The organism is Flavobacterium sp. TMP13 (genome assembly GCF_050847115.1).
Classification (GTDB): domain Bacteria; phylum Bacteroidota; class Bacteroidia; order Flavobacteriales; family Flavobacteriaceae; genus Flavobacterium.
Genome location: NZ_CP193656.1, coordinates 2,515,295 through 2,528,185 on the forward strand (window position 1 = coordinate 2,515,295; position 12,891 = coordinate 2,528,185).

At 32.8% G+C, this 12,891-nt stretch carries 14 protein-coding genes; all 14 read right to left on the minus strand.

Annotated features, from left to right (window positions below):
- Positions 1–41: 41 nt before the first annotated feature.
- The 14 genes from ACRASX_RS10890 to ACRASX_RS10955 all read right to left on the minus strand — a co-directional run bounded on the left by ACRASX_RS10890 (position 42) and on the right by ACRASX_RS10955 (position 12,853).
- Complete coding sequence (locus ACRASX_RS10890) at positions 42–815, minus strand: glucose 1-dehydrogenase (protein ID WP_066308375.1); 774 nt, start codon at positions 813–815, stop codon at positions 42–44.
- A gap of 249 nt (positions 816–1,064) precedes the next feature.
- Positions 1,065–1,274, minus strand: a complete 210-nt coding sequence (locus tag ACRASX_RS10895; RefSeq protein WP_432221233.1) for a DUF2945 domain-containing protein — start codon at positions 1,272–1,274, stop codon at positions 1,065–1,067.
- A gap of 18 nt (positions 1,275–1,292) precedes the next feature.
- On the minus strand, positions 1,293–1,841 hold the full coding sequence (locus tag ACRASX_RS10900; protein ID WP_066308370.1) for a DUF488 domain-containing protein: 549 nt from the start codon (positions 1,839–1,841) through the stop codon (positions 1,293–1,295).
- Positions 1,838–2,533, minus strand: a complete 696-nt coding sequence (locus ACRASX_RS10905; protein ID WP_432221234.1) for an SMUG2 DNA glycosylase family protein — start codon at positions 2,531–2,533, stop codon at positions 1,838–1,840. The genes ACRASX_RS10900 and ACRASX_RS10905 overlap by 4 nt, the downstream gene beginning before the upstream one ends.
- Before the next feature lie 211 nt (positions 2,534–2,744).
- Entirely contained in the window at positions 2,745–3,881 is a 1,137-nt protein-coding gene (locus ACRASX_RS10910) for a sialidase family protein (protein ID WP_082706599.1), read from the minus strand.
- A gap of 53 nt (positions 3,882–3,934) precedes the next feature.
- Positions 3,935–4,483 carry a GNAT family N-acetyltransferase gene (locus tag ACRASX_RS10915; RefSeq protein ID WP_432221235.1) on the minus strand — a complete coding sequence of 183 codons (549 nt, stop codon included), beginning with the start codon at positions 4,481–4,483 and terminating at the stop codon, positions 3,935–3,937.
- A gap of 156 nt (positions 4,484–4,639) precedes the next feature.
- Positions 4,640–5,314, minus strand: a complete 675-nt coding sequence (locus ACRASX_RS10920) for a CPBP family intramembrane glutamic endopeptidase (protein WP_432221236.1) — start codon at positions 5,312–5,314, stop codon at positions 4,640–4,642.
- A gap of 79 nt (positions 5,315–5,393) precedes the next feature.
- A complete protein-coding gene (locus ACRASX_RS10925; protein WP_432221237.1) occupies positions 5,394–5,975 on the minus strand; it encodes a Crp/Fnr family transcriptional regulator in 582 nt (193 codons plus the stop codon).
- Positions 5,976–6,039: 64 nt separating this feature from the next.
- Entirely contained in the window at positions 6,040–7,791 is a 1,752-nt protein-coding gene (locus ACRASX_RS10930; RefSeq protein WP_432221238.1) for an N-acyl-D-amino-acid deacylase family protein, read from the minus strand.
- 2 nt (positions 7,792–7,793) lie between these two features.
- A complete protein-coding gene (locus tag ACRASX_RS10935; protein ID WP_432221239.1) occupies positions 7,794–9,404 on the minus strand; it encodes a GMC oxidoreductase in 1,611 nt (536 codons plus the stop codon).
- Positions 9,405–9,960: 556 nt separating this feature from the next.
- Positions 9,961–10,266 (minus strand): hypothetical protein, encoded by a 306-nt coding sequence (locus ACRASX_RS10940; RefSeq protein ID WP_432221240.1) that lies wholly within the window; start codon positions 10,264–10,266, stop codon positions 9,961–9,963.
- 82 nt (positions 10,267–10,348) lie between these two features.
- A complete protein-coding gene (locus ACRASX_RS10945) occupies positions 10,349–10,675 on the minus strand; it encodes a hypothetical protein (RefSeq protein ID WP_066308350.1) in 327 nt (108 codons plus the stop codon).
- 948 nt (positions 10,676–11,623) lie between these two features.
- The gene (locus ACRASX_RS10950; RefSeq protein WP_432221241.1) at positions 11,624–12,223 is read right to left on the minus strand and encodes a hypothetical protein; all 600 of its coding nucleotides are present in this window, start codon (positions 12,221–12,223) and stop codon (positions 11,624–11,626) included.
- 117 nt (positions 12,224–12,340) lie between these two features.
- A complete protein-coding gene (locus tag ACRASX_RS10955) occupies positions 12,341–12,853 on the minus strand; it encodes a GNAT family N-acetyltransferase (protein WP_432221242.1) in 513 nt (170 codons plus the stop codon).
- Between the last annotated feature and the right edge of the window lie 38 nt (positions 12,854–12,891).

Below are 12,891 nucleotides of genomic sequence, written 5' to 3' on the forward strand. Positions count from 1 at the left end.
TTTGAAGTAGAACTGATGCGTCGTTCGGAATCTATAAATGATTATTCTAAAACCTGAACGCCACCACCATTTACAAATATTGTTTGTCCGCTTACCCATTCTGAAACTGGTGAAGCAAAATAAAGTATGGCGCCAGCAATATCATCCGCTTTTCCTAATCGCTTGATAGGTGTGTGCGCCAACATTGTTTTTTCGATTTCGGGAGTCAATACGCTTTCTAATGCTGCGGTTCTTGTTGCTCCAGGACCTACAGCGTTAATTCGTACTTCTGGTCCAAAGTCATGTGCCAAATTTGCAATCATATGATTTACTGCTGCCTTTGAAGCACCGTAACCACTCATGTTAGGACTTTTATTGATACTAGACATTGAAGTTGTAACTACAATGGATCCATATCCTGCTGTTTTCATGTGCGGTACACAAAGCTGACTTAAGCGCCAAACACTAAAAACATTCAGTTCAAAATCGCGTTTAATTTCATCTACTGATATTTTAAAAGGATTTTCACGACCACCGCCACCGCCACCTGCATTATTAATAAGGATATGAATGGATCCAAATTTCTTAACCGTTTCGTCAACAAGATTTACAAGATTTTCATCTTTCAAAATATTACATTCTACAGCTAAAACTTGCACACCGAATTGTCTGATTTCCTCTGCGGTTTTTTCGGCGTCATCTTTCTTAAAATCTCCGATTACAATATTTGCTCCAGCTTTAGCCAGCATAATTGCAGTTGCCTTACCAATTCCGTTCGCTCCACCTGTTACTATCGCAGTTTTACCTGTTAAATCGAACAATTTATTAAAGTCCATGTTTCTCTTTTTTTAATTAAATAAGTTTTTTTGCTGTGAAAAATAAAGTTTGGATTAGAAAATATAAGTTATTTTAAAATCCAAAAATTGAAGGTAAAGCAATTATTTGAACTGTTTTCTGTGTAAATAGATGTCGCGAGGCTTTGACGTCCTTTTTAAATCAAATTTAACGAGATAGAAGTTTATTTAAGAGTAAGAAGGGGAGAAGTATTCTTAAAAATTTAATCTTAATTGATGATAAATTAAAACCTATTGTTTGGTTAATGCAGTTCCTTTGTGCGCAGCAATATGATCTGTTTTGTCACTTTTTATTTCGTATTGAGGATCATCTTCAGTCGCATGATGCGTATATCCTTTGTATTTAAAATTTTTTATATGCTTTTTAATAATTGTCCCTGATACTTTCCCTGCTTCGGAGTTCCAGCTCACCGCATCTCCAATTTTAAAATATATTTTCATGCTATTAGTTTTTAAGTATTATGTTTCATCTGCGGCTGCATCCGAATATAAAACGCAACCATTGACAATTCGGGCGGGTTGAGTGTATGGATGCTCTTGAATTTTTGCTTTTGCCATAATGTGTAAAACAGTCCAGTCGGCTGCTTTTAAATAATCAGAAATCATAGAACGATGGCAGCGCCACCAAACTGCCTCAGAGCACATGTAGGCAGTATTCTTTTCTAAAGCAACAGCTTCCAATGCTACAACTGCATTTTTAAAGGCGTCACTTTCCATATAATCGGCATAACCACGAAAAGAAGCATTGTTCCAACGGGTATTTTTTGTGTCTTTTCTTGCAATTCTTCTACCACCAAGATCTGCAAAATAAAGGTATTGTATTCCTACTTCAGCCAAGGATTTTTTTAAACTTTCTTGATCAAATTGAGGATACTTTCGGGAACCAGGCAATCTTCGAACATCGGCAATAACTTTTATTTCAAAAGAAGCGAGCATTTCCAAAAACTCCACTAAAGTATGCGTAGAGTGACCGACGGTATATATAGTCGGATTTTTTAGCGCACTCATAATAAATGATTTAAGGTTAATATATACTTGTCGATATAAAGTTGCTTTTCTTTTGATTTATATTGTTGAATGTATCTCGGATGTTCGAGAACCTTTAAATTTCCGAATAATTTAGCCTCTTGATTTAATTTGTGGATAAATTGTGCATTTTTCTTCCCTAGAATAAAAACCTCTTCTGTTTCTAAACCCAGACTAATGTGCTTTTTTAACGAATCAATCATGAAATCTTTAACCAACTCAAATAACTTAGAATCATCGTAGTAGTTCGCATTTAACCATTTTCCTTCTTTCGTTTTACGCACAATAGCTAAAGGAAAAGGAGAGTTGATGTAGAATTGTTTATAAAAAGTAGCTGTTCCGCCATACTCGGCAATCATATCATACATGTAAACAGACGAGATCTCATGCGTGTGGGCAGAGTCCATTTTAATGCCACATTCACTTTCTAATCGTTTAGTATCGGTAAAAGGAACTCCAGTCACTCCAGCACCATGTCGGCTCGGATTAATTCCCACAATAAATTTCCTGCTGTTCGAATCATTGTAAAATTTATAATAAAATTGCCGCATCACATCCATCGTTTCTGGATTATCCATATAAGGATTAAGTACTTGAAAACCATCTGGAAGTTGATCTGAGTAGTGCAGTTGCGTATTGAATTCAATTACTTTATTTGCAATGCTTTTTGACATAAAAATTCTGCTTTTTTTATTTAAAGCCGTTTCTTGCAAATCGTAAGGAAAATTAAAGATTGAATAATTTCTTTTAGCAAAAAAGGCTTATAGTAAAGTTAGCAAATAGAATTTAAAAGTAGATAAAAAGAAACATCAAATCCAGTTTTAGAGCCCTAAATAATAGAAAAATATTTGTTGTAAAAAGACTAAAATAGATTCGTTTTGGATACTATTTGCCTTGTTTTTTCTTACTCGATTTAACTGCATCAGTCCCATCAGTTAGCCAATCTAAAGAAAAACTTACAAATGCATTTTTTTTATAACCGTCTTTTTCAAAAAAGAGTCCAATATCGCCGTTTTTTAAGACAGTCATCGATGAATATGCAGATTCTCCGACGTAAATTGTCTTTCCTTTACTCCACGTCTTCCCTTCGTCATAACTAATTTTTACGGTCAGATTTTCGCGTTTGTTGGGCGAATTTACATTTGAAAAAAGCAGTCGGTTTTTACTATATTTTTTGTCTTTTAAACTGTATCGAATGAAACTTGCATTGCAAGCCGGATCAATTAATTGGGAATCTGGATTTGATGTCCACGTTTTTCCGTGATCTGTTGACGTATGTATGTATCTGACACCAACTTTACTTACTCTACTATTGATCATCCAAGAACCATCTTCTAATTCCATAATTTTTGACTCATCAGCAGGTAAAATGGGAGTATCAATTAAACTCCAATTTTTTCCGTGATCGTCACTTTTAAAGACAAATAATCCTTTTTCTAAATTGACGATAGTATGTAGTAGTTCGCCCGATTTTGTTTGAAGTCCTCTACCAGATGTAATGAATTTGAAATCTTTTTTCCATTCTGGTTTTGTAATTTGAGCAGTAATATCGGTAGGAGTAGACCATGTTAAACCGTTATCTTTACTTGAAACCATTTTTAAATAATAGACATCTTTTTCTGTTTCTAAATTCATGTAGTTAAAAAACATAAAGATCTCGCCTGACGATTCATCTACAATCATTGAAGGATCTGAGGCAGATTCTCCTAAAGGATAGTCAACAATAGTTTGAATTTTTGACCAAGATTTGCCGCTGTCTGCACTTCGCCTCATCACTATATTGATATCATTATTTGACCTAAGATCACCGCAGGACGGAACTCTTTCATCAATTGCAGCAATTACATCGCCATTTAAAGCGGTGATGATCGAGGGTATTCTATAACATGAAACACCTTCTTTCATATCAGAACTAAACAGGTTTACAAATTTAAGTTCCTCTTTTGCACTTTGTGCGATTCCGATTTGTGACACTGTTATAAAAGATAAAAAGAATAAAATGGTAGTGAATTTAAGTTGCATAACTGTTTTTTTAGAAGAGATGTGTAAGATACTACTTTTTTTTACGACAAAAATTACGTTCTATTAATTTGATATTCTTTGTTTTGCAAAAACCAATATAGCATTGTATCGTCTGTTTTTGTGGTAAAGAAATTTAATTTGTGGAGCAAATTAATAGAGAATTGATTCTCCATTAAACAACTGGCGGTTATTTCCTTCACAATTCCTGTCGCAAACGCCCATTTTATAAGTGCTTCGGCTGCCTCTCTCGCAAACCCTTTTTTTCGCTCTTCCGCTATTATTCCATAACCAATGTCGGCACTTTTTAATAGAGTATTAAATCCTTTAAATCCTGCATCGCCAATTATTTCTAAGTTGTCTTTTTTTATAATTATCCAAGATTCAAATCCTGTAGGTGATGCTACTTGAGCTAGATTAGCGATTATTTTAGGTAAAGTTTCTAATACGTCTGCATCTGGCCAACTTTTCCCTTTTTTTAAGTTTCGTTTTTCTAAATCACTATAGTCTTCACGCATTAGATTCTCACATATTTTGGTTGTAAACGGAATAAGAATTAATCTCTCGGTTAGCAGTTGATCTATCTGTAATGCTTGTGGTTTCAATGGTTTGTGTTTTGAATTTTAAAGATATGAATTTTACGTATTTTATATGTATAACTTTACAATTGTATAGGAATAACTGTAGATCAAAAAACTAATGATTAAATATATATAAAGGTCTAAATGAAGCGCTCCGACTGTAGTGGTGCTAAAGTAATTTTAGAGGCTGTTTTGTTTTCGTTTTTTAATTATAAGAGAAAGTATCCAAACTGATACTAAAAGTATTAAAATGATCATTTTTATTTGGCTCATTTCTGGAAAAAAGTTATTTAAAGAATGAAACGCTGAGACCGCAAGCAGAGAGTGCGTGCGATCGGCTACCGCTCCTATTCCCCAACTTGCGAGGATCAAAATTCCGAAAAACAATATATTAGAAGTCGTTAGGTTAAAGTTTAGATGCCAAATAAACCACAGTGTTGCAACAATCAAAACGTTTGCAATTGCTGGTAGTGACTTTAGTTCTTGCTGTAAAAAACCACGCCAGCCCATCTCTTCTAATAATCCATAAACTAGTATTGCTGTAACGGCAACAAATGAGAATGTTCCGCTGCTGTAGTACTCGGTTCCCAAGATCAAAACAATCGGAAAGATCCAATACAAAAGAAGTGGAATTAAAAGATTTTTATAATTTCCTTTAAGAGAAGGTGTTGGTTTTATTTTAAAGATTAAAAATGAAATTACTGCACCAATCGCAGGACCAATTCCTTGTAAAATTACTTTTAAAAATTCGGAGCTTAGATTATCTAATACTGTCGTTTTGTTAGTTACATAACGAAGTGCGATTGCGATGCTATAAAAAACTACAATTGCTAAATAATTAATCTTGGTTTTCATAAAGGATTGGTTTTAATTATGATTCAAAATTAAAGATCTAATTTGTTTAAAAAATTGACTTTGGGTAAGAAATGAAAATTTAAACTATTTTTTTTCTAATTCTGCTTAAACTTTCGGCAGTGACACCAAGATATGAAGCAATTATTTTTAGGGAAGTTCGTTGAAAAATTTCGGGGCGTTCTTTAATGAGTTTGAGATATCTTTCTGTAGGAGAAAGAGCTAATAGATTAATTTGCACTGATTGTTTGCGAATGAACATAGCATCTGATATTGCTTTACCAATCAAAAGTCCTTTCGCAGATCTTACATACAAAGCGTTTAAATCTTTATAATTGACAGACCAAATGATCGTCTCCTCTAAACTCTCCGTTTTTATAACTGTTGGAGATTGTGTCAAGAAGGATAAATAATCGCTAAAAATCTGATTTTCATAATATAAATTAATACAAATGTCTTTATCGTCTGCCAAAACAAAATGTGCTGCAGAACCACTAACTACTATATTGATGTAGTTTTCTGTTTTATTATATTCTTTAATAATTTCATTTTTGGCAAATAGGCGAGTGGTCACAGATTTAGCAAATTCATTCCACAAATTCATATCAGCAATATAATATTGATCAAATATTTTTTTTATTTTTTCAGGCGTAGGCTCTTCCATTATAGTATCTTTTTCATTTAAGGAAGCTGAAATAATTTTATCTTATTCTGAAAATATTGTACTATTACACGTTTGTTTTTTCCATAAACCTTCCATACTTGACGGATTTTCCGTAACCTGATACAAAATTTTCATTTTTATAGATTGTCTTTCCTCCAACCAAAACTCGTGCAATTACTCCTTCATTTCTATTGACTAATCGGGCATAGTTTCCGAATTCTATTATAGGTTCAAGTTCAACGTTTTCGGTTACGTTGTTCAAATTTTCAGGATTTAAAAGTACTAAATCAGCGATTTTGCCTATAGCTATATGACCACAATCTAAATTAAACCAATCTCCTTGCTCTTTGGTAAGTCTCCAAATGCATTTTTCCATAGTCATAATAGGACTTCCATTATCGATGGAATCCTGAACTGTTTGTATCATTTTTAAAGGAAAATTGTAAAAAGCCATGTTATTAAGATGTGCACCAGCATCTGAAAAACTGATTAAATTGTACGGAAAATTATAAAGGTCCTTGTACTTTTCTTTTCGGTCATTTGCAATGGTTGTTGTCCATCTTATTTTTTTATCATAGGTAATAATAGTGTCTAAAAATACATCGACAGGATGACTGTTTCTCTCTTTTGCCATTTCGTAAAAGTTTTTACCAATTAAACTTTTATCTGGACAATCGATAATAACTGCTTTACTTAAATCTTTGTGCCATACTTTTGGCGCAAATTTTTTCTTTATTTCTTTTTTAAAATTATCTCTAAATTTAGGATCTGTAATCAGAAGATTTCTTTTATCTAGTTCTTTTGCAAGATGACGAAGTGCTTCTCCACTTGGAAATTCTTCAAACATAACAGAATCGACTCCATCATAATAAACCGTAAACGGACAAGGAGGAGACTGCATCCTGAAATTGGCATTTCCTAAAAGATTTATACTTCTTGAAGCGAATGCAATTAAAGGATAAATATAACGATCACCAATTAAATCCATCATTGCAATCATGGTCGTTTTTAGTGGTTTTCTAAAAATACCAGTACTTGCTAACATGTAATTAAAAGCGTTTACTCGAGTAACCAAATTGGGCGCACCTTGAAGAATAGCATCTCTCTCTCGAAGTAGTTCGACTAAACTTTTACGTTCTTTCCAAGACGAGTAGAAGGAAGGCGTTTTATGCGACCAGTACCGATCACCATCCATTTTATCCCAAGGATTATCCATAGTCGATAATCCGATAAACCCTTCGTCCAAAGCAGCTGTTAACAGCTGAAGCATTTCCTGCTCTTCTTTTTTTGTAGCCGATACGTTGTCAAGCAAAGAGCGTTTGATTCCCATTGCTTTCATCCGAATATCAGAATGACCGATGAATGAAGCGACATTGATTCCTAATGGTAGGGTATTAATATATGCTTTCCATTGTTTTGGCGTATTCCATGTTTTTTCTTTTTCTAACAAAGGCAACATGACTTCTCTTGGAATTGCTTCGACTCTTGTAAATGAATCGGCGGTATCTTCGGGGCTATTAAATACAGCAGAAACAGAGCAACTGCCTAAAATTATTGTGGTAACTCCATGTCGTGCCGATTCTTTGAGTCCAGGAGAGGCAAGAATTTCGGCGTCGTAATGCGTGTGCGAATCTACAAACCCGGGAACAATCCATTTTCCTTTGGCATCAATTATTTCTACATTTTCATCCTCATATAAAATGTTTGTACCTATTTCTTGTATAAGACCATTGGCGTCAATTAGTATATCTTGTACGATAGCTTTTTGATCGTTATCTCCAGAAAAAAGCAGACCATTTTTGATGAGTATTTTCATGATTAAAAATCTTTTTTAAGAATTTCTTCCATACAATATTCTGCGATGGCCGTTATCGTTAAAAACGGATTAACTCCAATACTTGCAGGAACGAGTGCACCATCGGTTATGTATAGATTTTCGTATCCTTTAACCCTTCCGAAAAGGTCAGTTGTCTTGCCTATTACTGCACCACCCAACGGATGATAACAAATGTCGGGTCCATACCCTTTTCCCCATAATAATCCTGCAGGAGTTCCGCCGTTGGCCTTATTCATTTTTTTTATAAAATACTTGGCGTTATCAACAGTATGTTTAAAGTTTTTCTTTTCCCAGTTAATTTTAATATCTCCAATAGCGGGGTCGTACGAGATACTTCCGGGAACAGGAACTTTATTGATGACCAAATATAACGCAGTGTACACTTCCATACCCATTGGTAAGGGTGATATTTCGGCAAAGAAAGAATGCTTCTCATCATTCCAATTGTCAATTCCGGAAACGGGAATAGTCGACTGTTTCGAGCCTGTACCGGTACTGTGATTTTCCTCCGTCGCTTCATCCTCTACACGATTAAAAAGCGTGTTTACCATATTTCGACCCGTCATCACATTACCATTATTTCCCCAATTGCCTCCCACTGTTTTGTCAAAATTGGTCATTTTTCCTTTATGCATAGCTGTTAACAAGAGCTTAGTTGTACCTAAACTTCCTGCATTTAAAAATAGCTTTTTACAGTTTATCGTTTTCTTTGCAACTACTAAGCCTTCTGTATCAATAATATCTACAAAAACAGTATATCCTTTTTCTGTTTGTTTAAAATAATCTACTCGATGCAGGTCTTGAATCCTTAACAGCCCCGTTTTGAGCGCTTTTTTTAGATATGTTTTTTCAAGGCTTTGCTTGCCATGATTATTACCATAAATTACTTCTTTTGCTAAAGCTGATTTAGGAACTTCTCCCGCTTCCTCTTTTTTCATGTAATCAAAAGAGTAGACATTTGGTACTCTGATGGTTTTGAATCCTGCATGATGCGCTTCACTTTCTCCTACTCTGGCGAACTTGTAGTAGGGAGATTCATTATAATAATCGTTTGATATTTCATTGACTTCAAGCTCTTTTTGAGCTAAAGGAAAATAAGTATTCCAAAATTCATCGACATTCAATTCTGGAAACATTTCCTGAAAGTATTCCTTCTTTGGTTGCACTGCCATTCCTCCATTCACCAAAGATCCACCGCCAACCCCTCGACCAGCATATACCTTTATATTCTCAAAATCCATGCGGTCGAGAACGCCAGTAAATTTTTTATTGAACATTGCAATATTCATCATTGGCGCTTGAGAAGATTTCTTCAACCAAGTAGAATTATTTTTTGGAGTTATTAGGTCCGAGAACGGTTTATATTTTCCGTTTTCTTTTTCCCAGTCTAAACCCATTTCTAGCATCACAACCTTTTTACCAGCTTGGGTAAGTCGCAAAGCTGCAACGGCTCCTCCATAGCCAGAACCAATCACTAAATTCTCAATGGTTTCTTCGCTATGATTTAGTTCTAAATTAATTCCGAAAGCACTAGCTGCAACCATACCAGCGCTTGAAGCTGATGTTATTTTTATAAAAGTTCGTCGTTCCACAGTATATTTTTTAAAATACGTATTCAATTTAAATTCATTTAGAGATGGATTATAACCACCTTCAACACTAATGTACGAATTAAAAAGACTTTAGAATAAAGAATTTTTTAAGCAAATCTGTTTTTTAATGGTAATTCAGATTTTTGTGGTACCTGTTTGATCAAAACTGAATTGACCTTTAAGTTAATTTTTAAAAAATCTTCTAATAGTTATTTTTTTTAATTTTTCAAAATTGATTTTTTTATCTTTTGTTGGTAATTAGACCTTCATTTGTTTCAAATCCGTACTATTATTCACCACGATAGAAATTGCTTCATCACGATTATTTTGTATCAATTTTTCGAAATAGACGTATATTTCATCTTCACCAAATTCTATAAAAAAGTTATAGTTCTTTTGATCTTTTACAAAGGTAAATTTTATAAGATTTGGCAATTCCTGCTTCCCATACTTTAAGTTGACAACATCTTCATTGTGTAAGACTTGACTTTTTTCATTAAAAAAACAATAATTTAGCGTTGCTTTTTGTTTGTCCTAAATTAGTAATAGTCATTTTTTAGTTGAATTTTTGATAGTATTTGTTTGTCCAAATGCCGAATAGAATAGCTTTACAGTTGTTTACTGTTTTCCTAAATTGAGGTCTGTCTTCGCAAATGCAAGTATCATTTAAAACTTTTGTTCTTTGATCTTTTTCTACAATATCGTACTCTTTAATTAGGTCAGGACTAATTTCATCAGCTTTATAAATTTCTATTTCCTTGGTGTCATTAACGCCCGAAATCCATAAGACAACAGCACCACTTGGCGCAATACCAGCAATCAATTCATTATAATTCCCTTGGATCAATTCGGCATCAGTCAATTTTTCTTTTACATCTCTTCTAAAGCCATTTTTAAAAAAAACCAGACATCTTCCTTTTATCTAATTTTGTATTTAACTCGTACTATTTATTTTCTACATATGAAGACCAATATAGCAGTACGTTATCTGGTACTGCAATTCTGCCAGCGAGCGAAGATTTGAAAGTCGTATCGCCAAAACCCCAAACAATTGAAAACACTTTATTAGTTTGTAAATGAATTGAAGGATTGTGATGTCCTTTTACAGCAACATCAAAGTTGAGCTTTGAAAGTAGTTTGATTGGATAGCCTACCGAAGTAGAAATTCCTTGTTGATAATCATATCTTTCAGTAGCATTATAAACCTGTTCGTTGCTATAGGTCGCTCTTTCTTCTATATATGTAAACCAAAGCAGCAGCGTTCTAGCCATAAAAAATAAAACAGAAGTTGTAACAAGAGCGAATAAATTTCTTTTAGGAAAGAATTTATCATTTAATGTTTTATGTCACAGATAAGTTCGGTAAATTCTAAAATTTGTGGATTATCTTTTTAACCTTGTGGTCTATAAAAAGTTTAGTTATAAAATTTTTAAAAATGGTCTAATTCTTAATGAATTTGATCGTAACCGAATCTATAATTTTTTCAACTTAATTTTGTGTTTACATCTCATCTTGAAGAATATTTAATAATATGCAGCATTACCAGTAGGACGCAATTTATTTAAATTTTCTACCTAAATGGAATAGTCACAGATGGTTTGTTTACTTCTGCAATGAGCTAAATAAATTTCAATCATTCAAAGTTTGTACAGTGTTCCCATTTTTTTTAGATCTAAATTCTAGAGCTGTGTACTACTAACCCGATCACACAAATTCACAGAAATTAAACTAGATATACCTTAATATTACTACACTTTTTTTGCTCTACATCGACAATATAATTTGTTTTAAACCGATTAAAAATATAGCAGACAACTTCGTAGTAATCACAGCAAAGTAATTAATCTATTTCACTATTATTTTATTTTTTGAAAAGGACTTTTTTATGATTTTATTTTTGATAGTTCTCTTCCTATAAACTTCCAAACAAGAAGTATTGTCATTTTAAAAAAAATATATAGCTTCTATTTTGAAACTATCAATACTTGACTGACAATCAATTTTTTTATTGAATTCAGCTTATCTATAAAGTTTTATATCTTGTCTGATATGTCACTTTCCAAATAACTAACTTTTGCAAGAAAGGTACTAATCAAAACATACAGCTATTTAATACTAATTGCTTAAAGCGATTATTTGTTTGTATTCTCTTGATTAAGTACTCGTGCTCGTGCATTTGAAAGAGAAAGTACTGCTAAAAAAAACTGGAAGTGCTGTAATTAAAATTTAATACCTGTACTGATACCATAGGACTTAAAAATTAAATCTCCAGATTTTTCTTGTTGATAATTAAGTATAGGATCAGCTCCTTCGAGTCTCAAAAATTGCTGCTCTGTAAATAAATTAATTGCTACATTAAACTTATTCCGTTTAATAACTGGAACTCCAATCCCAAGTCTTGCATTTGTACCACTTTTAAATTGTTCTTTATTTAAGCTAATCTCATTTGTTAAGGAACAATATGCAAACACATTGTCTGTGTCTACAAAAAAGAATTTTACTACTCCTCCTATTTCTGCCATCGAAAAATCAGGTTGGTTATACTTTTTATAACCGCTAATTAGCCCTATACTTAGTTTTTTAAATAGCATATAATTATAGGAATATGTTAATCCTATTGCTGGTTTTTTAACGTTTAAATCTTCATCCCAAATTATATGTTTTGTATTATCAGTACCGAAATAGCTGTAACTGTATTTTGTTTTATTATGAATAATGACATCAATCTCAGCGTTAGAATACCATTTTGTTACTTTTTTATTTTGACCATATCCAAATGAACTTATAAATATGCAGATCAATAAAACTTGTCTTTTCATTCTTTTTTTAATTAAATTTGTTCAAGTGTTTCCGTATCTTCTTATGTCCAATCATAAAATGATTTTTGTCCGTAGCACTAAATCATTTTTCTATCTCCATATTACTCTTTTACGCAATTAGTTTAATTTTATTTCAAATAAACATACGTCCGCATTATGGTAATGTACTGGCAAATCAGATGTATTTTCTAATTTATTCATACCGATAAAATTAAAACCACATTTTTTATAATGATTGATTAGCGCATTATTTTTTCCGCAGGTATCCAATCTAATACATTCCTTTTTTTGTTCTACTGCAAGATCTTTAGCCCATTCAACAATTTTTTGCACGAAGTTTTGTCCTCTGAACTCTGGATTTGTGGCTATTCTATGAATATAGATAGAAGAATTATTTTCTTTATCTTCCCATATTTGCGCATCGTTAAATGTTATAGCCCAAACACAAGCTATTTTGTTTTCGATTATTATTTTAAATTGTCTTTTCTCACGAATTTCGGACGTAATTAATTTTTCACTAAATTCAGGCCATTGATTTTCCGGAAATTTTATTTTCTGAAATTCAGTTGCTAATTTGTATAACCTAAAGATTTCTGGGATATCATTTAAAGTACTATTTGTTATTATCATATTTTTAACGGAATAAGTTTCTAACGTAATTTCTTTTC

Bases quoted from the DNA above. Each gene is read 5' to 3' on its own strand.
- ACRASX_RS10890 (WP_066308375.1), bottom strand. From the start codon at position 815: ATGGACTTTAATAAATTGTTCGATTTAACAGGTAAAACTGCGATAGTA.
- ACRASX_RS10895 (WP_432221233.1), bottom strand. From the start codon at position 1,274: ATGAAAATATATTTTAAAATTGGAGATGCGGTGAGCTGGAACTCCGAA.
- ACRASX_RS10900 (WP_066308370.1), bottom strand. From the start codon at position 1,841: ATGAGTGCGCTAAAAAATCCGACTATATATACCGTCGGTCACTCTACG.
- ACRASX_RS10905 (WP_432221234.1), bottom strand. From the start codon at position 2,533: ATGTCAAAAAGCATTGCAAATAAAGTAATTGAATTCAATACGCAACTG.
- ACRASX_RS10910 (WP_082706599.1), bottom strand. From the start codon at position 3,881: ATGCAACTTAAATTCACTACCATTTTATTCTTTTTATCTTTTATAACA.
- ACRASX_RS10920 (WP_432221236.1), bottom strand. From the start codon at position 5,314: ATGAAAACCAAGATTAATTATTTAGCAATTGTAGTTTTTTATAGCATC.
- ACRASX_RS10925 (WP_432221237.1), bottom strand. From the start codon at position 5,975: ATGGAAGAGCCTACGCCTGAAAAAATAAAAAAAATATTTGATCAATAT.
- ACRASX_RS10930 (WP_432221238.1), bottom strand. From the start codon at position 7,791: ATGAAAATACTCATCAAAAATGGTCTGCTTTTTTCTGGAGATAACGAT.
- ACRASX_RS10945 (WP_066308350.1), bottom strand. From the start codon at position 10,675: ATGGCTAGAACGCTGCTGCTTTGGTTTACATATATAGAAGAAAGAGCG.
- ACRASX_RS10950 (WP_432221241.1), bottom strand. From the start codon at position 12,223: ATGAAAAGACAAGTTTTATTGATCTGCATATTTATAAGTTCATTTGGA.
- ACRASX_RS10955 (WP_432221242.1), bottom strand. From the start codon at position 12,853: ATGATAATAACAAATAGTACTTTAAATGATATCCCAGAAATCTTTAGG.